This is a genomic window from Bartonella sp. AA23NXGY, from assembly GCF_042197165.1.
Classification (GTDB): Bacteria; Pseudomonadota; Alphaproteobacteria; order Rhizobiales; family Rhizobiaceae; genus Bartonella.
The window spans coordinates 108,951-129,354 of record NZ_JBHIRO010000003.1 but is presented as its reverse complement, the minus strand read 5'-3'; the positions used below and the strand labels follow the sequence as shown (position 1 = coordinate 129,354).

The 20,404-nt window shown below is 37.3% G+C and carries 17 protein-coding genes and 1 pseudogene; 13 read left to right on the top strand and 5 right to left on the bottom strand.

Annotation, left to right across the window (positions count from 1 at the left end):
• The first annotated feature begins 171 nt into the window (after positions 1-171).
• On the top strand, positions 172-648 hold the full coding sequence (locus ACFINY_RS02720) for a hypothetical protein (RefSeq protein ID WP_375700802.1): 477 nt from the start codon (positions 172-174) through the stop codon (positions 646-648).
• 52 nt (positions 649-700) lie between these two features.
• Here the strand turns inward: ACFINY_RS02720 and dksA are convergent, their stop codons facing one another.
• Positions 701-1,117 carry an RNA polymerase-binding protein DksA gene (gene dksA / locus ACFINY_RS02715; RefSeq protein WP_015856486.1) on the bottom strand — a complete coding sequence of 139 codons (417 nt, stop codon included), beginning with the start codon at positions 1,115-1,117 and terminating at the stop codon, positions 701-703.
• Between the two features lie 300 nt (positions 1,118-1,417).
• A complete protein-coding gene (locus ACFINY_RS02710) occupies positions 1,418-1,957 on the bottom strand; it encodes a flavin reductase (RefSeq protein ID WP_375611549.1) in 540 nt (179 codons plus the stop codon).
• 146 nt (positions 1,958-2,103) lie between these two features.
• Between ACFINY_RS02710 and rpe the strand changes: the two genes are divergently transcribed.
• The 10 genes from rpe to ACFINY_RS02660 all read left to right on the top strand — a co-directional run bounded on the left by rpe (position 2,104) and on the right by ACFINY_RS02660 (position 11,208).
• A complete protein-coding gene (gene rpe / locus ACFINY_RS02705) occupies positions 2,104-2,790 on the top strand; it encodes a ribulose-phosphate 3-epimerase (RefSeq protein WP_375645756.1) in 687 nt (228 codons plus the stop codon).
• A complete protein-coding gene (gene purB / locus ACFINY_RS02700) occupies positions 2,790-4,097 on the top strand; it encodes an adenylosuccinate lyase (protein ID WP_375611588.1) in 1,308 nt (435 codons plus the stop codon). The genes rpe and purB overlap by 1 nt, the downstream gene beginning before the upstream one ends.
• Before the next feature lie 68 nt (positions 4,098-4,165).
• Positions 4,166-4,714, top strand: coding sequence for an RBBP9/YdeN family alpha/beta hydrolase (locus ACFINY_RS02695; RefSeq protein ID WP_375611547.1), 549 nt, complete (start codon positions 4,166-4,168; stop codon positions 4,712-4,714).
• A 173-nt stretch (positions 4,715-4,887) separates the two neighbouring features.
• Positions 4,888-5,652 carry a phosphoribosylaminoimidazolesuccinocarboxamide synthase gene (gene purC, locus ACFINY_RS02690; RefSeq protein ID WP_273791179.1) on the top strand — a complete coding sequence of 255 codons (765 nt, stop codon included), beginning with the start codon at positions 4,888-4,890 and terminating at the stop codon, positions 5,650-5,652.
• A gap of 78 nt (positions 5,653-5,730) precedes the next feature.
• Positions 5,731-5,970, top strand: a complete 240-nt coding sequence (gene purS / locus ACFINY_RS02685) for a phosphoribosylformylglycinamidine synthase subunit PurS (RefSeq protein ID WP_375611546.1) — start codon at positions 5,731-5,733, stop codon at positions 5,968-5,970.
• An 11-nt stretch (positions 5,971-5,981) separates the two neighbouring features.
• The gene (purQ, locus tag ACFINY_RS02680; RefSeq protein ID WP_375611545.1) at positions 5,982-6,653 is read left to right on the top strand and encodes a phosphoribosylformylglycinamidine synthase subunit PurQ; all 672 of its coding nucleotides are present in this window, start codon (positions 5,982-5,984) and stop codon (positions 6,651-6,653) included.
• Between the two features lie 293 nt (positions 6,654-6,946).
• On the top strand, positions 6,947-9,157 hold the full coding sequence (gene purL / locus ACFINY_RS02675) for a phosphoribosylformylglycinamidine synthase subunit PurL (RefSeq protein ID WP_375700801.1): 2,211 nt from the start codon (positions 6,947-6,949) through the stop codon (positions 9,155-9,157).
• 58 nt (positions 9,158-9,215) lie between these two features.
• On the top strand, positions 9,216-9,449 hold the full coding sequence (locus ACFINY_RS02670) for a BolA/IbaG family iron-sulfur metabolism protein (RefSeq protein ID WP_375611543.1): 234 nt from the start codon (positions 9,216-9,218) through the stop codon (positions 9,447-9,449).
• A 98-nt stretch (positions 9,450-9,547) separates the two neighbouring features.
• Entirely contained in the window at positions 9,548-9,880 is a 333-nt protein-coding gene (grxD, locus tag ACFINY_RS02665) for a Grx4 family monothiol glutaredoxin (protein WP_375606638.1), read from the top strand.
• Between the two features lie 71 nt (positions 9,881-9,951).
• Positions 9,952-11,208, top strand: a complete 1,257-nt coding sequence (locus ACFINY_RS02660; protein WP_375611542.1) for a multidrug effflux MFS transporter — start codon at positions 9,952-9,954, stop codon at positions 11,206-11,208.
• Between the two features lie 466 nt (positions 11,209-11,674).
• Here the strand turns inward: ACFINY_RS02660 and parC are convergent, their stop codons facing one another.
• Positions 11,675-13,924 (bottom strand): DNA topoisomerase IV subunit A, encoded by a 2,250-nt coding sequence (gene parC / locus ACFINY_RS02655; protein WP_375611541.1) that lies wholly within the window; start codon positions 13,922-13,924, stop codon positions 11,675-11,677.
• A 776-nt stretch (positions 13,925-14,700) separates the two neighbouring features.
• On the bottom strand, positions 14,701-16,494 hold the full coding sequence (aspS, locus tag ACFINY_RS02650) for an aspartate--tRNA ligase (protein WP_375611540.1): 1,794 nt from the start codon (positions 16,492-16,494) through the stop codon (positions 14,701-14,703).
• 132 nt (positions 16,495-16,626) lie between these two features.
• Here aspS and rnd point away from each other — a divergent pair, with 132 nt between their 5' ends.
• Positions 16,627-17,781, top strand: a complete 1,155-nt coding sequence (rnd, locus tag ACFINY_RS02645) for a ribonuclease D (protein ID WP_375611539.1) — start codon at positions 16,627-16,629, stop codon at positions 17,779-17,781.
• 643 nt (positions 17,782-18,424) lie between these two features.
• Positions 18,425-18,610: pseudogene (locus ACFINY_RS02640) on the top strand (helix-turn-helix transcriptional regulator).
• A 273-nt stretch (positions 18,611-18,883) separates the two neighbouring features.
• Here the strand turns inward: ACFINY_RS02640 and ppx are convergent.
• Complete coding sequence (ppx, locus tag ACFINY_RS02635; RefSeq protein ID WP_375611538.1) at positions 18,884-20,401, bottom strand: exopolyphosphatase; 1,518 nt, start codon at positions 20,399-20,401, stop codon at positions 18,884-18,886.
• Between the last annotated feature and the right edge of the window lie 3 nt (positions 20,402-20,404).

Sequence of the window (20,404 nt, the reverse complement as noted above, 5' to 3'; positions counted from 1 at the left end):
TTTATATTCGTTGTTATGTTGTTATAAAGTATATACTATGATATTATCTAAGATAAGCTCGCTTAATATTCAAAAGTTTATTTCTTACATTATAAGTGAATCTTTTGAGGGTATGTTTATAAATTTATCTCAATAAAAAATAATATTTCCATCCAAAATGGGAGAAAATCTATGTATATCTGGTTATCAGAGCAGATAGGTGTATCTGCTGCAAACATAACGATAAGCTTTTTGCTTTTTATAATAACAATCGCAGCTATTACCGTAATTATCGTGTTTTTACGTCGCTTAAGTACAGGAAGATACAGCATTAATAGAAAAAAAAGTCTATCACGATTAGCATTATGTGAAGTAATTTCTATAGATCGAGCACGCCGCCTTGTTTTAGTCCGTTGCGATAATAAAGAACATTTGCTCCTTATTGGCGGATTAACAGATGTGGTTGTAGAATCCGATATTACTGGTACATCAAAAATACAAAAAAGAGAAACAGACACACATCTAAATTCCGCCCCTCCAGAAAGAAACGATGTATCGGATAAAAGTCCCTCTCCTTTTACGAATCAAGGAGTAAAAGATTCAGCCATCACCGCCGAAATTGAGGGGCGGCAAGAACCATCTTTATTCATTCCTATCCCTCAAAAATAAAAATATACAATTTCATCACCACGAATTTCATTTGTTTATCATCTCAATAACCTTAATCATCGCGATAAACTCTTTCACGTCGTTCGTGACGTTCTTGCGCTTCCAATGACAAAACGGCTATCGGCCGAGCCTCAAGACGCTTGATACTAATGGGTTCGCCGGTTTCTTCACAAAAACCGTATGTCCCATTATCAATGCGCTCTAAAGCAGCATCTATTTTTGAAATAAGTTTCCTCTGACGATCACGAGCACGTAATTCGATTGTACGATCAGTTTCACAAGAAGCCCGATCAGTCAAATCGGGCTGACCAACATTCTCTTCCTGCAAATTTTCCAAAGTCTCACGAGCTTCTTTTAATATATCATTCTTCCAAGAAACCAATTTAGCACGAAAATACGCCTTTTGCCGCTCATTCATAAAAGGCTCATCTTCACTAGGGCGATATTGACCATCAATCTCTTCGCTCATGCAATAAAAAACCTCCACATATGCTATGTGCGGTCTATATATTGTGCAATACCCATCAACACAAGAGTAAAATGTTTTTTCATAACAATCGACGAATATATCTAAATGCACTGTTTAGGTTTGATCGCTTTTTTATGTAGATTGAATTCTTGATCAAATCTCATCCAGAATCATTTTTCTCGCTTATTGAAAAACTTTAAAAAGAAGGAAATCAGAGCCATCCCTCCCCTACTCTCTACATTGTTTAAAATCTAAATGAAGCAACAATAAATCATTTCATCAATGCAAAAAATAAAATCTTTATAAAGGCAAAGTGTGATATTCACGTTTCAAATACATCAAAGCATCTTTTTCTTTATTACAGTTGATTGCAACAACCTCACCAATCAAAACACAATGGGTTGCGTGTTCGTGCCAACAAATCAAACGACAATCAAACGACGCTAGAGCATCTGAAAGACTAGGCGCCCCCGTTTGCAAAGCTCCCCATTGAGCAACATCAAAACGCTCATTTTGTGTAGAATTGCAACGCCTCGAAAAAACATCCGCTAATGAGCGATGTTTTCCTGCCAAGCTATTAACACAAAAATTTCCATTCTCCATAAACACCTGATTCTTTAAATTATGACGCATGAGACAAACAAGAAGGGTTGGAGGATCATCAGATAAAGAACAACACGCCGAAACAGTCACCCCACGTCTTCCCTTAATACCATTTGTTGTCACAATATGCACAGCTCCTGCAAAAAGACTCATGGCATCTCGATATTCTTGGGAAGAAACCGCAATAGTATGTTTATGTTGAAGTTCAGGCATCAAATATGTTTTATGATTCGACATATCTTTCACTTATAAAGCTTTAAAATTTCAAGCAATCTTTCCATAAAAAGACCTATAATACATATTTTTTCTTTTCCGTCATAACACAAAAAATATTTGTGTATACACAGCGATATGATAAAAACTGCCAATCTAAGGAGATTTTAATGCCCCATTCTCATCTCATTTCGCCTTCTCTCTTGGCTTCTGATTTTTCTAAACTTGGACAAGAAATGTTAGATGTTGTTGATGCTGGTGCAGATTGGCTTCATCTTGATATTATGGATGGGCACTTTGTTCCTAACATCACCTTTGGTCCTGAAATCGTCAAAGCTCTGCGCCCATTAACAAAAGCAATATTTGATGTCCACCTGATGATCGTACCAGTAGACCCTTATTTAGAAGCTTTTGCAAAAGCAGGTTCAGATATTATAACTATTCATGCTGAAGCAGGTCCACATCTTCATCGTTCATTACAAACAATCAAAAAAATGGGGAAAAAAGCAGGAATCGCACTCAATCCAAGCACCCCTGAACATGTACTGGAATATTTGCTTGATCAATTAGATCTCATTCTCATCATGACGGTCAATCCCGGTTTTGGTGGACAAAGTTTTATTCCAGAAATAAAAAATAAAATTAAGCGCGTTAAAAACATGATTGCAAACCGCCCTATTGATCTTGAAGTTGATGGTGGTATCACCGTTGATACAATTGGGATAGCTGCAAAAGCTGGTGCAAATGTATTTGTCGCAGGCTCTGCAATTTATAAAGATGGCAATAAAGAGCTTTACAAAACACGTATTAGTGCATTGCGCCAAGCCGCAATCCTCTCACAACAAGGAAAAAAATGATGATCGCACGTTATTCCCGCCCTGCAATGGTAACAATTTGGTCTCCCGAAACAAAATATCGTATTTGGTTTGAAATTGAAGCCCATGCCTGTGATGCCCTTGCTCACTTAGGGATTATTCCGAAAGAAGCCACCAAAGTCATTTGGGAAAAAGGGGCAGCAGCTAAATTTGATGTCAATCGCATTGATGAAATTGAAGCAATTACCAAACATGATGTTATCGCATTTCTAACCCACCTAGCTGAATTCATTGGACCAGAGGCACGTTTTATCCACCAAGGCATGACATCATCTGATGTTCTCGATACAACGCTGAACATTCAATTGATGCGTGCGAGTGATATTTTGCTAGAGGATATAGATCAACTTCTTGAAGCATTAAAAAGACGTGCTTTTGAGCATAAAGAGACAATCACCATTGGGCGGAGTCATGGCATTCATGCTGAACCGACAACATTTGGAATCAAGTTTGCTCTTGCATACGCTGAATTTTCCCGTTGTCGCAAACGTCTTCTTGCTGCACGAGAAGAAGTTTCTACTTGCGCGATTTCAGGAGCTGTAGGAACTTTTGCTAATATCGATCCACGCGTTGAAGAACATGTAGCAAAAGCCTTGAAGATGCGTACTGAACCGGTTTCCACCCAAGTAATACCAAGAGATCGTCATGCTATGTTTTTTGCAACACTTGGTGTTATTGCTTCCTCTATTGAAAGGCTAGCAATAGAAATACGCCACTTACAACGAACAGAAGTTCTTGAAGCAGAGGAACATTTCTCACCTGGGCAAAAAGGTTCATCGGCAATGCCTCACAAACGTAATCCAGTTTTAACAGAAAATTTAACTGGATTAGCCCGTATGGTACGTGCATTTGCACTCCCAGCCATGGAAAATGTAGCTCTTTGGCATGAACGTGATATTTCCCATTCATCTGTTGAGCGTTATATTGCTCCAGATGCGACTATTACACTTGATTTTGCTCTTTCTCGCCTCACATCTGTCATTGAAAATCTCATTGTCTATCCAGAAAATATGCAAAAAAATCTCAATAAATTCCGCGGTCTTGTTCACTCACAACGGGTTCTTTTAGCACTCACACAAGCAGGGATTAGTCGTGAAGATTCTTATAGGATTGTACAACGAAATGCGATGAAAGTTTGGGAACAAGGAAAAGATTTTTTAGAAGAACTCCTCAACGACAAAGATGTTACCAAAGCTTTAAGTGAAGAAGAACTTCGCGAAAAATTTGATCTTTCTTACCACACCAAACATATCAATACGATTTTTAAACGTGTTTTTGAAGAACAATAAAGCGACATAGAAAACCAAAATCCATTCAACCTATGATCAAAAATCTGTTGTAACAAAGAAAACAATTCATGAAAGCAAATCAACTCGATATTCTTATTGTTCCTGGCTACAAAGGATCTGGTCCAGATCATTGGCAAACGCGCTGGGAAAAAAAATTGTCGACAGCCAGCCGCATTGAACAACTCCATTGGTCAAAGCCTGTTTGTGAAGAGTGGGTTAACAAAGTTAAAACCGCCATCGCAAAAGCTCAAAGGCCTGTTATGCTTATTGCTCATTCATTAGGAGTTCCCAGTGTTATTCATGCAACTGTACAAAATACAGAAAAAATTTGTGGCGCTTTCTTTGTTGCACCTCCAGATGTCGCCAATGAAAAAATACGTCCCAAACATTTAATGACATTTGGCCCCTATCATCGCCAAAAGCTTCCTTTTCCTTCTATTGTCATAGCCAGTCGCAACGATGAGTTTTGTCAATTTTCAGTAGCAGAAAAAATTGCCAATGATTGGGGATCACTCTTTGTTGATGCTGGGTATTCTGGCCATATTAACGCAGAATCCGGACACGGACCTTGGCCTGAAGGGCTTATGGTCCTCTCTCACTTTCTTGCAAAAATTTGATCCAAAAGAGGTGATCTTCTTTCTCATCGCTTATGTATCTTCACCTTTGGGTAAACGTGTAATGATAAAAATTATAAAAGTATCATAGCAATATCATTGAGAAATTCTATCAATTAGGATAGTATCATTTATTAATGTTATTAAAAACCTCTCAAGATAAATAGAGAATCATGATGAATCGTCGCCACCGTATTTATGAAGGCAAGGCTAAAATTTTATATGAAGGACCTGAACCAGGAACTTATATTCAATTTTTTAAAGATGATGCAACTGCCTTTAATGCAAAAAAACATGAAATTATCGACGGAAAGGGCGTTTTAAACAACCGAATTTCGGAACATATTTTTAGCCATCTTGGACGTTTGGGCATCCCAACACATTTTATCAAACGTATAAACATGCGCGAACAGCTTATTAAAGCAGTGGAAATCATTCCGTTGGAAGTTGTTGTTCGCAATGTTGCTGCCGGCTCTCTTGCTAAGCGTTTAGGACTGGAAGAAGGAACCCCGCTTCCGCAATCCATCATTGAATTCTACTATAAAAATGATTCTCTCGATGATCCTATGGTAACGGAAGAACATATCACAGCTTTTGGGTGGGCTGTCCCACAAGAGATAGAAGATATCATGCAACTTTCAATTCGTATTAATGATTTTCTTTCTGGGCTTTTTGCCGGTGTTAACATCCAATTAATTGATTTTAAAATGGAATTTGGTCGCCTGTGGGAAGATGAAACAATGCGCATTGTTCTTGCTGATGAAATCTCTCCTGATTCTGCACGACTATGGGATATGCACACACAAGAAAAAATGGATAAAGACCGTTTTCGTCGTGATATGGGAGGGCTTATTAATGCCTATCAAGAAGTTGCTAAACGTCTTGGTATTATGAATGAAAACGAACCAACACGACCAAGTGGTCCCGTTCTCGTAAAGTAAAAACAAGGTAAAAAACATCACCTTATACAAACACCCCTCTTCAAAGGAGAGGTTCTTTTAAAAAGCAGGAAGCAAAAAATGAAAGCACGCATTACAGTTACTTTAAGAGAAAGCGTTCTTGATCCACAAGGAGAAGCAATTGTCGGTGCTTTAAAAAGTTTGGCTTTCGAAGGCATTCAATCTATTCGTCAAGGAAAGGTTTTTGATATTGTTCTTGATGATTTACCTTCTGAAACTGCAAAGAAAAAACTTGAACAAATGTGTGAAGAGTTACTCGCAAATACTGTCATTGAAAATTATACAATCGAACTTCTGTAAGTGAAACGCTCATGAAAACTGCCATCATTCAACTTCCTGGATTAAATCGTGATCGAGATATGGTTGCAGCATTACATCATATAACGGGAGTTGAGCCACTAAAAATTTGGCAAACAGAAACAACAATTCCAGATGTAGATGTTATTATTATTCCTGGTGGTTTTTCTTATGGCGACTACTTAAGATGTGGTGCGATTGGAGCGCGAACTCCCATCTTAAAAGCCATTCGTGAAAAAGCACAAGAAGGTACGACAATTATAGGTATCTGTAATGGATTTCAAATTTTGTTGGAAGCAGGATTATTACCCGGTACTTTAATGCGTAACGCTTCTTTAAAATTTGTTTGTCGTGAAATCAAGCTTGAAGTCGTCAACGCCAAGACAAAATTTTCTCGATATTATTCTAAAGGACAAATTATTCGTTGTCCTGTTGCCCATCATGACGGAAATTATTTTGTTGATAGTGAAACATTGAAACAAATGGAAGACAATGAACAAATTGTTTTTCGCTATGCAGAAAATACAAACCCGAACGGCTCAATGAAAGATATTGCTGGTATTGTTAATAAAGCTGGTAATATTCTTGGTATGATGCCCCATCCTGAAAACTTTATTGAACCCGCCCACGGAGGTACTGACGGTCGTTTACTTTTTCAAAGTGCTTTAGAGTTAGTAAATGGATAATGCTGCAAAAATACTCGCGCTCCATAATTTAAAAAAATAAGGATTTATACCATTTCTTGCTTCATAAAGCTATAAACAAAGCTCTTCACAAACAACAATGGATATTATTTTCTAAACACATAATTATTTAAGACCATTTTTAGTCTTAAATCCCACCAAACAAACGGACAAAATCTTCAGCTTACTGTCTATAAATATTTTTATTATTAAACAACATTATTGTTTATAATATAAGCTGCTAGGTTTAAAAAATAAAAATACTAAATTTCGATTAATTTGACGGATAAATACTCATGAAGCCTTGCAATAACATCACTATTACATCAGAACTCATTGCACAACACGGGCTAAAAGAAGATGAATATCAACGTATCCTAACGTTAATTGGTAGAGAACCAACATTTACTGAACTAGGAATTTTTTCTGCAATGTGGAACGAACATTGTTCCTATAAATCATCTAAAAAATGGCTAAAAACTCTTCCGACAGAAGGAAAATGTGTCATCCAAGGACCTGGTGAAAATGCTGGTGTTGTCGATATTGGCGAAGGACAATGTGTTGTTTTCAAAATGGAAAGCCATAACCACCCTTCTTATATTGAACCTTATCAAGGTGCAGCGACAGGTGTTGGTGGTATTTTACGTGATGTCTTTACAATGGGAGCCCGTCCTGTTGCTGCTATGAATGCATTGCGATTTGGTGCTCCTGACCACCCACGAACACGCCATCTTGTTTCTGGTGTTGTTTCTGGAATAGGTGGTTACAGCAATTCTTTTGGTGTTCCAACGGTTGGTGGAGAAGTAAATTTTGATGAGCGTTATAATGGCAATATCCTTGTTAACGCTTTTGTCGCCGGTATTGCAAAGACAGACGCCCTTTTTTATTCTAAAGCACAAGGTATTGGACTCCCTGTTGTTTATCTGGGTGAAAAAACAGGACGTGATGGTGTCGGTGGAGCAACAATGGCTTCTGCTGAATTTGATTCTTCAATCAGTGAAAAACGCCCAACTGTTCAAGTCGGTGATCCTTTTACAGAAAAATGTCTCCTTGAAGCATGTTTAGAGCTCATGGAACTTGGAGCCGTGGTTGCTATTCAAGATATGGGGGCAGCAGGACTCACCTCTTCTGCCGTTGAAATGGGAGCAAAAGGAAATCTGGGGATACAGCTTAATCTTGATACAGTTCCTGTTCGAGAAGAAAACATGACAGCCTATGAAATGATGCTTTCTGAAAGTCAAGAGCGTATGCTCATGGTCCTTAAACCAGAACTAGAAAAGCAAGCAGAAGCAATTTTTCATAAGTGGGGACTACATTTTTCTATCATTGGAAAAACAACCGATGATTTACGTTTTCGTGTATTTCATCAAGGGGAAGAAGTTGTCAATCTTCCCATCAAAGAGCTTGGTGATGAAGCGCCTGTTTATGATCGTCCTTGGAGTGAGCCGGCAAAAAAAACACCCTTGAAAGCAGAAGACGTCAAAAAAGTTGAAAATCTTGGTGATGCGCTTCTGAGCTTATTGAATTCTGCTGATCAAAGTTCTCGGCGATGGGTTTATGAACAATATGATACCCTTATCCAAGGAAATAGCCTTGTTTGTCCAGGAGGTGATGCAGGCGTTATCCGTGTAGGAAACAACAGCAAACGTGCTCTTGCTTTTTCTTCTGATGTAACACCTCGCTATTGTGAAGCAGACCCTTATGAAGGGGGGAAACAAGCTGTCGCAGAATGCTGGCGAAACATTAGTACGACAGGTGCAACACCACTGGCTGCTACAGATAATCTCAATTTTGGTAACCCTGAAAAACCTGAAATTATGGGACAGCTGGTTTTTGCTATTAAAGGTATAGGAGAAGCTTGTAGAATCCTTGATTTTCCTATCGTTTCAGGCAATGTTTCTCTTTACAACGAAACAAATGGAGAAGCCATTCTTCCAACCCCCACAATTGCTGGGGTAGGCCTTCTTAATGATTGGTCTAAAATGGTAACAATAAGTGGTATGCAAAATGGAGATATTCTTGTTTTAGTAGGAAATTGCGGCTCCCATTTAGGACAATCAATCTATGCACGTAACATTTTAAATATTGATGCAGGCCCCCCCCCCCCTGTAGATTTACAACTTGAAAAAAAGCATGGTCAATTTGTTCGAGATGTCATACATCGTGGTTTTATTCACGCCGCCCATGACCTTTCTGACGGAGGATTAGCGATAGCACTTGCTGAAATGGTCATTAAAGCAGGTAAAGGAATCAAAGTAAAATTAAGCAATAAATCACCCCATCATGCAGAACTTTTTGGAGAAGACCAAGGACGTTATCTTTTAGCCGTCAAACCTCACTCTCTTAATAGTCTTAAAGAGCGTGCACAAATCAATACAGTTTCTTTAACAGAGCTAGGTCAAGTCGAGGGTACTTCTCTTAATATAGATGGGATATTAACACTTTCAGTAGACAAACTCACAAAAGCCTATGAAAACTGGTTTCCACAATTTATGGGTGAAGAATAAAAATTGTTTTTTCTCTTAAACAGCCTTTATAAAAAATGAACAACATAGGAGAATAATGATGGCAATGAGTGCCCATGCAATTGAAACGCTTATTCGTGAAGGCATTCCTGATGCTACTGTAAGAATTCGTGATCTTGCTGGAGATGGGGAACATTATGCTGCAGAAGTTATTTCTGAAAGTTTTCGTGGTAAAACCCGTGTTCAACAACATAAAATGGTCTATGATGCCCTTAAAGGCAATATGGGAAATGACCTTCACGCCTTAATGTTGCAAACAAATGTCCCAAAATAATCTAAAATTTCTTCTTGCATTCACACATTTAATACGATTAAAAGCAGTATGAATATAAATTACACACTGATAAAAATCTGAAATATCGAGGGATAAAAATGACCACTGTTCATGATTTTATTGACAACGAAATTAAAACAAACGACGTCATTTTATTCATGAAAGGAACACCTGACGCTCCGCAATGCGGGTTTTCAGGACAAGTTGTTCAAATTCTTGATTATTTAGGATTGAATTATAAAGGGATTAATATCTTAACTTCTAACGAATTGCGTCAAGGGATTAAAGATTACTCAAATTGGCCAACAATTCCACAGCTTTATATCAAAGGTGAATTTATCGGAGGCTGTGATATTGTTAAAGAGATGTTTCAAAACAATGAGTTACAGGAACTTTTGAAAGAAAAAAATATTCCATGTAATCAATCATAGGTATCTTTCATTTTATTCAGACTCTTAAAAAGAGCTGTTTTCAGACGAAATTTTTATTTCAAGGATGCCATATGTCATATTCAGTCGATGAACAAACGCATAGAGATGCGATTAGAAACAAAATTGGCTATAAAGAATTTGTTATTCTTATTGCTTCGCTCATGGCTATTAACGCTATAGCTGTTGATATTATGCTGCCAGCTATGCCCGATATTTTAGACGGCTTAAATGTTCTCAATGAAAATGATCAACATTATATCATTTCGAGTTATCTTATTAGCTATGGTATTGCTCAAATATTTTTCGGTCCAATAAGCGATAGGTATGGACGACGTAAACTTATTCTTCTCGGGCTTGCTTTTTATTCATTTACGGCGATTGGCTGTGCCTTTGTAACTGATTTTTCTCTCTTACTTATTTTACGTATCTTGCAAGGAATTGGAGGGGCTGCTATGCGAGTTCTTACAGTTTCCGTCGTACGTGATCTTTACAGTGGTCGAAAAATGGCAGAAGTTATGTCTATTGTTATGATGGTTTTTCTTGTTGCACCAATGGTTGGTCCCGCAACAGGACAGATCATTTTACTTCTTGGACATTGGCAATATATTTTTATTTTCATGGCAATGATTGGTTTAGGACTGATGATTTGGATTCAACTGCGCTTGCCTGAAACTCTTTATGCGCAACGCTCTCTTTCCTTTTCTTCAGTTAAACACAACTTATGGATTGTAATAACCAATCGTACAACACTTTGCTATACACTTGCAACTTCCATTATTTTAGGCTGTATCTTTACCGCCGTTAATACATCACAACAAACATATGAAGGGATCTATAATCTAGGACTTTGGTTCCCTATTGCTTTTGCAGTTGGTGCTGCATTTCAAGCTCTATCATCATTCTTTAACTCTCAACTCGTTGGACGCCTTGGAATGCGGCGTATTGCTCATACTATGCTTTTGCTCTTTTGTGCCACTTCATGCATTTGGTTTATTGGGTCCATCTTAGCAGGTGGTGTTATCCCTTTTCCTTTTTATATGACGTTATATTGTATATTAATGTTTACCTGCGGTGGTATTATGGCTAATTTCAATACACTCGCTCTTGAACCTGTAGGAGAAATAGCTGGAACAGCTTCTTCTGTATCCGGCTTTCTTCAAACATCTATCGGTGCAGGACTTAGCTTTTTTATTGCCCAACAATTTGATGAAACAACCATCCCAAACTCAGCAGGATTTTTCTTTCTGAGTCTCACTGCCATACTTCTCGTCTTATGGGCTGAACGTGGTCATCTTTTTAGGCAATATCATAGTAATCCTAACGAATAAATATTACTACGAAAGATTAATAACATCTCTCTTGAACAATAAGAAAATAAACCTATCAGACAAAATAAAACATCTCCAAATAGAACACTCTTGTGTTAAACATTCACATTGTTTGTTTAAAGGTACAGCTCTCGAAATATCAAATCATTTCACGACAGCACCCATAAATGGTATAATGTAAAAAAACAAACATACTATTGTTGCAACAACTCTTGTCTGTGAAACGGTTTATTAAAAAATATTTTTATTCTTTTCTTCAATAGTTTTTATGAAGACGGGCTGGTCTCTCATCTCATGATAGGAAAACAAACAGTTTTGATTGATTTAACCTGAACAAGATCGAAATAAGAGAAAAACTTACGCTTTAGGTCTTTCGTTCAATATAAAAAATAATAAATTATCTTTATAAATTAATATCTTACATAATCATAAAACCATAGGGAATTTTCCCATTTATAAAATACATTTAATTGATAAATTTTCCTGATTTTGGAAATCCTCTTGGAACCAAACGCCCGACGCCCGCACGCATTCCCATCCATTCAATGAGATCATCAGCTTGACGGTTAAAGATTCGTTCAGCTGTATCTTGCCAACTTAAGCCTTCTGATAAATTAAAAGTCTTGGCATCAACAACACCACCTTCTTTATAACGCTGTAAACGAACACCTTTACCGCGATTCATTTCTGGTATTTGTTCAATAGAAAAAATAAGCATTTTACGGTTTTCACCGACTACAGCAACATGATCACCATTTACCGGAACACAAAGCTTTACCTTATCAGGAGCTTTCACATTCATCACTTGCTTTCCTTTTCGTGTATTGGCGATCACTTCTGCAGAAGAAACAATAAAACCATTACCGTGAGATGAAACCAAGAGAAATTTTTCCTCGGCGTGATGCACAAAAGCTGTGAGAACATCGTGCTCATCATCCATATCAACTAAGAGACGAATAGGTTCACCATGTCCCCGCCCTCCAGGTAAATTATTTGCACCAATAGCAAAAAACTTCCCCCCCGTACTGATCAGCACAATCTTGTCGGTCGTAAATGCTGGAAAGGCTAACTTTAAACTGTCTCCTTCTTTAAAAGAAAGTGCTTTATAATCGTTCAAGTGTCCCTTCAAAGCACGCATCCACCCCTTTTCAGAAATAACAATAGTAATCGGTTCTTTTTCGATCATTGCTTGTTGAATATCATCAAGATCATGTCTTGGTGCTTCTTCAAACGTCGTACGTCTTTTCCCCAAAAGTGTTTCAGGACCAAAAGTGTTTCGAACTTTTTTGATTTCTTCTGAAATTATTTTCCACTGTTTTATAGGAGAAGCTAATAAATTCTGTAGTTTTTCTTTTTCAGCTTTCAAACTTTCAAATTCTTTACGAATTTCAAATTCCTCAAGTTTACGCAAAGAACGCAAGCGCATATTAAGAATAGCTTCAGCTTGATTTTCTGTTAATTCAAACCGATTAATCAGCTTCTTTTTCGGTTCATCCTCTTCACGAATAATCTGAATGACCTCATCGAGATTTAAATAGGCAATAAGATATCCATGAAGAATTTCCAATCGGCTATCAATTTGATCAAGCCGATAATAAGAGCGACGAATAAGCACTTCTTGACGATGTTCAAGCCATTGCTGCAAACTTTCTCGCAAAGAAAGAACATTGGGTATTTTTCCCAAAGACAAAACATTCAGATTAAGGGGAAATCTTACTTCAAAGTCAGTCAATTTAAAAAGAGACTCCATAAGGAGCTCCGGATCAACCGACCGATTTTTAGGAACAAGCACGATTCTGATATCTTCTGCTGATTCATCTTGGATATCCTCAAGCATTGGCAATCGGCGTGCAAGCAACAATTCCGCAGTTTTTTCAATAAGACGTGACTTTTGAATCTGATAGGGAATTTCAGTCACAACAATCACATAAGAACCACGGCTACCAGGTTCCTGATGCCAACGTGAACGCAAGCGAAAGAATCCACGCCCAACACGATAGGATTCCTCAATACTTTTTTTAGGTTCAACTAAAATTCCCCCCGTCGGAAAATCAGGACCAAGAACGAATTGATTTAATTCCTCATCATTTACATCGGGATGCGCAATCAAATGGAGTGCTGCATCACAAAGCTCAGCAACATTATGGGGTGGAATAGATGTTGCCATACCAACAGCAATACCAGAAGAACCATTTGCTAAAAGATTAGGGAAAGCTCCTGGTAAAACAACCGGCTCTTCATCTTCCTCATTATAGGTTAAACGAAAATCAATAGCATTCTCATTAATTCCTTCAAGTAACAATGCAGCCACTTCAGTCATACGTGCTTCCGTATAACGCATGGCAGCAGCATTATCACCATCAATATTACCAAAATTGCCTTGCCCATCAACCAACGGATAACGAACAGCAAAACTTTGAGCCAAGCGCACCAAGGCATCATAAATAGACGCATCCCCATGAGGATGAAATTTTCCCATGACATCACCAACAATCCGCGCACATTTCGCATAAGACTGTCCAGGATTTAGTTTGAGAAGACGCATCGCATGAACAATCCGCCGGTGGACCGGCTTCAATCCATCACGTACATCAGGCAATGCACGGTGTGTAATCGTAGAAAGTGCATAAGCCAAATAACGTTCCTGTAAAGCAGAACGTAATTCTATTGGTTCAATATGTTCTTTATCAAAAGGTAAATTCATTTTATCAGACATAGTATTAAAACAACAATTCCCACAATAATAAGAAATTATTTTATAGGATTTATTTAATGAAATCTTCTATGAGTCGACTTTTTTATTAAAAGTCAATTACATAAAAACAAACGCTGCAATTAGAACATGAACAGAAAATTATATCAATTTGAAAAATTTATACATGTCCTTCCCCCTTGTCCTAAGTAATTTATTGAAAGCTTTGTCAAATTCGACGATAATTTAACTGCCCACAAAGAGTTATTTCATCTTTTCTGAAATGACAAAAGCACCTTTCAAACATCATCTTTTATTATAAAGATAAATTGTATAACAACCCCATTCAGTTTTTCTACGAAAAACCAAAAAAATGTTCAAAGCTTATGAAATTTAAACTTTTCAGAGTAAGTCCATAGAATGGAAAACCACATTATTCTCATAAAAACGAAGAGACACAATTCTCTGCTACAACGTTGTAAAAACTTCAATAAAAAATAAATAATATATTGACATATAAAGATAATTAATTTTTTTCAACTAAAATGAGGCTCCCGAATATTATAGAATTCTTTTATTTCTAATTTATTCATGATCAAGCAATTATAATTATTTCCTCACCTATCACAAGGGGAAAAGCCACTATAGAAACAAGGAATAAAAATGCCTCGTAAAGAATCAACACAATAGCGTTTTGCCTATCTAAATTTCACAAACAGTACACGCACACACCGTTGACTCTTGAAAGGCATCAAAACTTCACTCTACGTAGAAAAGATGAAACCAATCCATTATCAACTTTATGAGCTATTTTTGTGAGTAGGAGCCATGCGGATTCCTAAATCACGTAATTGTGTAGGAGAAACATCAGACGGAGCGCTCATTAAAAGATCAAGCGCCTGTTGGTTCATAGGGAATAAAGCAACTTCACGCAAATTTTTAACACCTTGTAACAGCATAATAATGCGGTCAATTCCCGCAGCCATGCCACCATGTGGCGGAGCCCCATAATGGAATGCACGATAAAGACCACCGAAACGATCTTTCACAACTTCCTTAGAAAGTCCTACAAGTTCAAAAACTTTAAGCATCATTTCTGGTAAATGATTACGAATTCCACCTGATGCAATTTCATAACCATTGCAAACAAGATCATATTGAAAAGCTTTAATAGTAAGAGGATCTTGGCAGGCAAGGGCATTTTCTCCCCCTTGAGGCATGGAAAAAGGATTATGTCCAAAATCAATCTTTTTTTCATCTTCATTCCATTCAAAAAATGGAAAATCAACAATCCACGCCATAGAGAAACTATCTCTATCAAGAAGATCTAATTCTTCCCCTACCCTTGTGCGTGCTGCTCCGGCAAAAGATGAAAACTTTTTTGGATCGCCAGCTACAAAAAAACAGGCATCCCCACTTTCAAGACCAAGCTGTATACGGATTGCTTCAGTCCTCTGTTCACCAATATTTTTGGCGATAGGCCCTGCTCCTTCAAATTTTCCTTCTTCTTCACGCCAGAAAATATAGCCGAGCCCTGGTTGCCCCTCGCCTTGTGCCCATACATTCATACGATCACAAAAAGCACGACTTCCACCCGTTTTAGCTGGAATAGCCCACACTTGTGCATTCTCATCATTCGCTAAAATTTGAGCAAAGACTTTGAAACCAGAATTATAAAAATGCTGAGAAACATCTTCCATAATGATCGGATTACGCAGATCAGGCTTATCAGAACCATATTTTCGCATTGCTTCATCATAAGAAATGCGAGGAAAGCTTTGTGTCACAGTCTTTCCATCTGCAAATTCTTCAAAAATAGAACGCATAATAGGTTCCATAGTTGCTAAAACATCTTCTTGCTCAACAAAACTCATTTCAACATCTAATTGATAAAATTCACCAGGAAGACGGTCGGCCCTTGGATCTTCATCTCTAAAACATGGAGCAATCTGAAAATAACGATCAAAACCTGACATCATCAACAACTGTTTATATTGCTGTGGCGCTTGCGGTAACGCATAAAATTTTCCCTGATGAACACGACTTGGAACCAAAAAATCACGTGCGCCTTCCGGCGATGAAGCTGTCAAAAGTGGCGTCGTAAATTCCGTAAAACCATTATTTTGCATAGCTCGTCTCATAGCCGCAATAATTTCAGTCCGACGCATGATATTTTTGTGCATAGTCTCCCGACGCAAATCAAGAAAACGATATTTTAATCGAATATCTTCTGGATAATCAGGCTCACCAAAAACCGGTAAAGGAAGCTCATCAGATTTTGAAAGAATTTCTACCTCTTGTGCAAAAATTTCAATCTCACCTGTTGGAAGCGTTGCATTAATAACCTCATCAGAACGAGCACATACCTCCCCATCCACACGAATAACCCATTCAGAACGCACTTTTTCAATAACTTTAAAAGCTGGTGAAGCAGGGTCAGCAACAATTTGTGTGATTCCAAAATGATCACGTAAATCCACAAAAAGAATCCCTCCATGATCACGAACACGATGAACCCACCCCGAAAGACGAACTTGTGTTCCTACATCACATCTACGGAGAGCCGCACAATGATGACTGCGATAACGATGCATGTTTTTTGCCTTTGATTATAATATTCACATGCGCTACAAACGCTTTTTAATAACCATTTGTCAAGATATGAGAATAAAAACTCAAAAATAAAGTCAACAAAGGACAAATTTAATTTATCGAATTATAATAAAATGATGAATCTTATTACACAAACAACAGATCTTGAAATTGCACTTAACGCTCTACGTACCTCTGATTTTGTAACAGTCGATACTGAGTTTATCCGCGAAACAACTTTTTGGCCTCAACTGTGTTTAATACAGCTCGCCTCACCAGATGTTACAGTTTTGATTGATCCCATAGCACCAGATATTGATTTACAACCATTTTTTGACCTTATGGTCGATAAAAAAGTTGTAAAAGTTTTTCATGCTGCGCGCCAAGATATTGAAACAATTTATCACCTTGGAGGTGTTATTCCTTCCCCTCTCTTTGATACGCAAATAGCAGGATCCATTTGTGGATTTGGTGATTCTATCTCCTATGATCAAATTGTACAACGCTGTACAGGGCATCATCTTGATAAATCCTCCCGCTTTACAGACTGGAGTTACCGCCCTTTGTCTGAAAAACAACTGCTCTATGCACTTTCCGATGTAACTTACTTAAGAGATGTTTACTTGTTATTGAAAAAAAGGTTAGAGAAAAATCAACGAGCTCACTGGATGGATGATGAAATAACAATCCTTTTAAATCCTAAAACCTATGATATGCCAGAAGATGAAGCATGGAAAAAAGTGAAAGGAAAAATTAAAAAGCCACGTGAACTTGCTGTATTACAAAAGATAGCAGCTTGGCGGGAACGTGAAGCACGAAAATACAATATGCCACGTCGTCATATCATAAAAGATGAATGTCTTATAGAAATAGCAACCCAACAACCAAAAGATGAATCTGCATTAAAACGGTTGCGCAGTCTTAATAAGAACTGGGATAAACTCTCAATTGCTCAATCATTAATCAAAGCTGTCCACGAAGGATTAGAGGTGGATCTTTCTACTTTACCCCCCATTCCTAAACATAATCCACTCAATGATACGACAGCCGCTGTTATCGATCTGCTCAAAGTGTTATTAAAAATTGTTGCAAATGAAAACAGCATTGCCCCTAAAATTATTGCAACATCTAATGATTTAGAAAAAATTGCCAATGGAGGAATAAAGAAAAATATTCCCGCTATGAATGGCTGGCGCTATGAAATATTTGGTAAAAAAGCCGAACAACTGCTAAAGGGCCAGATAGGGTTTTACTTTAACGATGGAAAAATAAGCACAAAACAGCTTTAATTTACATTTTCATTTTGAAAAATCCATTACGCTACTCATTATCTACATCAATTGGTATGCCCTATAGGCCAACGCAAACAGGATAAATAAAGCCTACTTCTGACAAAGTTAAAAAATTAAATAGTAAACTCTTATTAAAATGATAGCTAAATCTTTATCAGGTCAATTAAATAGAAATCCCATTAAAAATAATCTAAAAAAACAGACAGTTCCTTATTTAAAAGTTTTGAAAAAAAAAGTTCTGATAATAAAAGCGCATTCATTACAAAAATAGCAGCCTAGAAATAGGAACAAACAAAGATATAATGCCTCACGTCACCATATCGTATTAAAAACTACCAAGATTGCAATCTAACAATCAAAAACGAGCCAGCATAACAACTAAAATACCTAACAAAAGCAATATATTGATTTCTAACGATAATCTAGCGTTATTTATATTGAATTAGACCTCCGAATATCGTAAGATCCTCTCACTCCATCTCAATAAAACTCATAAAGTTTCACATAAGAAATTATATGATAAAGCGCTGTTTTTTATAAATTAAACACCTTTTAAAGGATTCGAAAATCATAGTTAATAAATAGTTGTGATTTATTTCTATTTTTTATAGTGAAAGGATTTTATAATGACTGAAATGATATTCTTTTGACAGACCGTGAAAGTGCAAAACTGTTTCATATGAGTATTTCAACATTCCAGCGTCATGTAACCAATGGATCTCTCCCAAAATCTTTAAAACTTGTTTTTTATCGCGTTGGTTACAATCGTAATCTTATCAAGATAATCGAGCAAGCTAAACAAAAACGTTATAACGACGCAGCATAAAAAGAAAACCTTTTCACGTAAAAATGGACAAAACTTTTCATTTTCACATGAAGCTTATGAAGTGAAAAATCCATCCTGTGATGCAAGTAACAGAATAAAAAATTATGTTTTCTTTTATGAATGCTCAGGTATTACAAATGCTTTGCGTGGTGTCTAGCATGGGCGTTATGGAACAAGTCCTATTGTCCAGCTCATGATGATAGGCTACCTAGTTTATCCCTCGTCAATGGCCCTATTATTAAGACATAAAACACGAATAAATTAGGAAAAAAATCAAAAAATTTCAAAAGCGAGAGGTTGTTTTATTATTTTTGATAACTTCTGTAATCGTCCAAGAGGACGTTCTCCTAATAACCCAGCGTAATTCTTTGGGATCTGCAGGATAATATGATCTGCTTTTTTATGCCACAATAAATGAGGTAAAATTCCTGCAACAGAAGCACTAAAAAGATGAGCAATACGCATAGTTTCGCCAAGAATACGTGCTTTTTCAATTATATTTTGAGTTGCTAATTGAAAAATGGGAAGAGATTCTTTATCAACCAATAAACTCGTATTGCGAAAAAAAACAGCAAGTGCCGCATAAAGGCGCCCTTCATGAGAAATTCCTGGATAAGATCCTAAAGCTATTTGATTTGCTGCTTCATTGCCTCGATAATCTGGATGTATACGCCAACCAATATCCGCAAGAAGACAAGCGGCTTGACGATAACGGCATTCATTTTCGGTTTCTGAAATTCCAAAAACTTCAAAAGCATTCGTCGTAAAATCAATGAGTTCTTCTGCTTGTTTTGGTGAACGTGCCCGTAAAATAGCCATTTCTGTGCATGCTGCAATGAGAGGATCTGAAAGTCGAATCGCCTGCGGCAATCGTGAATAAAGAAAACCTTCACGAACGCCAGCACCAGAAAAGATTATCTTTTCAAACTCCATACACTGAATGAGTTCAATAAGAACTATTGCCCCATAAGATAAAAGTTTTCGACGGTTCTGAGAAACCGCTGCAATCCCTCTCATATTATCAATATTGCCACGTGCTACAAGACGTAAAAAGTTCTCCATTTCAACAGCATCAACTTCATAGCCATGCATAACAGGGAGCCGATAGTGTTTCATTGCCATATGGAGTTTTGCCAAATTACGCCATGTCCCCCCTACTGCATAAAAATAACGTGCTATACCTTTACGAGCACGAACAACAGACGATTTATAAAATTGCTCATGTACAATTTTTGTAGCTACAGCACTATCATTATTTGACATATACTGTAGCCTTAAACCACCCAATGGGAGCGTTATCCCTTCACCAACATCAGAATGATCAATATCAATCAGCTCAAGACTTCCACCACCAAGATCCCCAGAAATACCTTTTGGTTGATAAAAAGTAGACACAACTCCATATGCTGAATACATAGCTTCTTCACTTCCTGAAAGAAGATATATTTTATTTTGCAAAATATCTTCAGCATGCTGAATAAATGCTACGCCATTCTGTGCATCTCGTGCTGCTGCTGTTGCTAAAGTATAGACCTCATCTGCCCCAATCTGTCGACAAAGCGTACGAAACCGTTTCAGTGTTTGCAACGCCATTTTCATCGATTTTTCTTCTAAAAATCCTGTTTTCGCCACACCATGACCGAGACCACAAAGAATCTTTTCATTAAATAAAACTGTTGGTGATCGAACAAGCCCCTCATAAATAACCAACCGAACAGAATTTGAGCCAATGTCAATAACAGCAACAGGCTTACGCCCTTTTAACCGACCTTGAGCATCTCTATATGTCATTGG

Coding starts and splice junctions, on each gene's coding strand:
- ACFINY_RS02720 (WP_375700802.1), top strand. CDS start 172: ATGTATATCTGGTTATCAGAGCAGATAGGTGTATCTGCTGCAAACATA.
- dksA (WP_015856486.1), bottom strand. CDS start 1,117: ATGAGCGAAGAGATTGATGGTCAATATCGCCCTAGTGAAGATGAGCCT.
- ACFINY_RS02710 (WP_375611549.1), bottom strand. CDS start 1,957: ATGTCGAATCATAAAACATATTTGATGCCTGAACTTCAACATAAACAT.
- rpe (WP_375645756.1), top strand. CDS start 2,104: ATGCCCCATTCTCATCTCATTTCGCCTTCTCTCTTGGCTTCTGATTTT.
- purB (WP_375611588.1), top strand. CDS start 2,790: ATGATCGCACGTTATTCCCGCCCTGCAATGGTAACAATTTGGTCTCCC.
- ACFINY_RS02695 (WP_375611547.1), top strand. CDS start 4,166: ATGAAAGCAAATCAACTCGATATTCTTATTGTTCCTGGCTACAAAGGA.
- purC (WP_273791179.1), top strand. CDS start 4,888: ATGAATCGTCGCCACCGTATTTATGAAGGCAAGGCTAAAATTTTATAT.
- purS (WP_375611546.1), top strand. CDS start 5,731: ATGAAAGCACGCATTACAGTTACTTTAAGAGAAAGCGTTCTTGATCCA.
- purQ (WP_375611545.1), top strand. CDS start 5,982: ATGAAAACTGCCATCATTCAACTTCCTGGATTAAATCGTGATCGAGAT.
- purL (WP_375700801.1), top strand. CDS start 6,947: ATGAAGCCTTGCAATAACATCACTATTACATCAGAACTCATTGCACAA.
- ACFINY_RS02670 (WP_375611543.1), top strand. CDS start 9,216: ATGGCAATGAGTGCCCATGCAATTGAAACGCTTATTCGTGAAGGCATT.
- grxD (WP_375606638.1), top strand. CDS start 9,548: ATGACCACTGTTCATGATTTTATTGACAACGAAATTAAAACAAACGAC.
- ACFINY_RS02660 (WP_375611542.1), top strand. CDS start 9,952: ATGTCATATTCAGTCGATGAACAAACGCATAGAGATGCGATTAGAAAC.
- parC (WP_375611541.1), bottom strand. CDS start 13,924: ATGTCTGATAAAATGAATTTACCTTTTGATAAAGAACATATTGAACCA.
- aspS (WP_375611540.1), bottom strand. CDS start 16,494: ATGCATCGTTATCGCAGTCATCATTGTGCGGCTCTCCGTAGATGTGAT.
- rnd (WP_375611539.1), top strand. CDS start 16,627: ATGATGAATCTTATTACACAAACAACAGATCTTGAAATTGCACTTAAC.
- ppx (WP_375611538.1), bottom strand. CDS start 20,401: ATGACATATAGAGATGCTCAAGGTCGGTTAAAAGGGCGTAAGCCTGTT.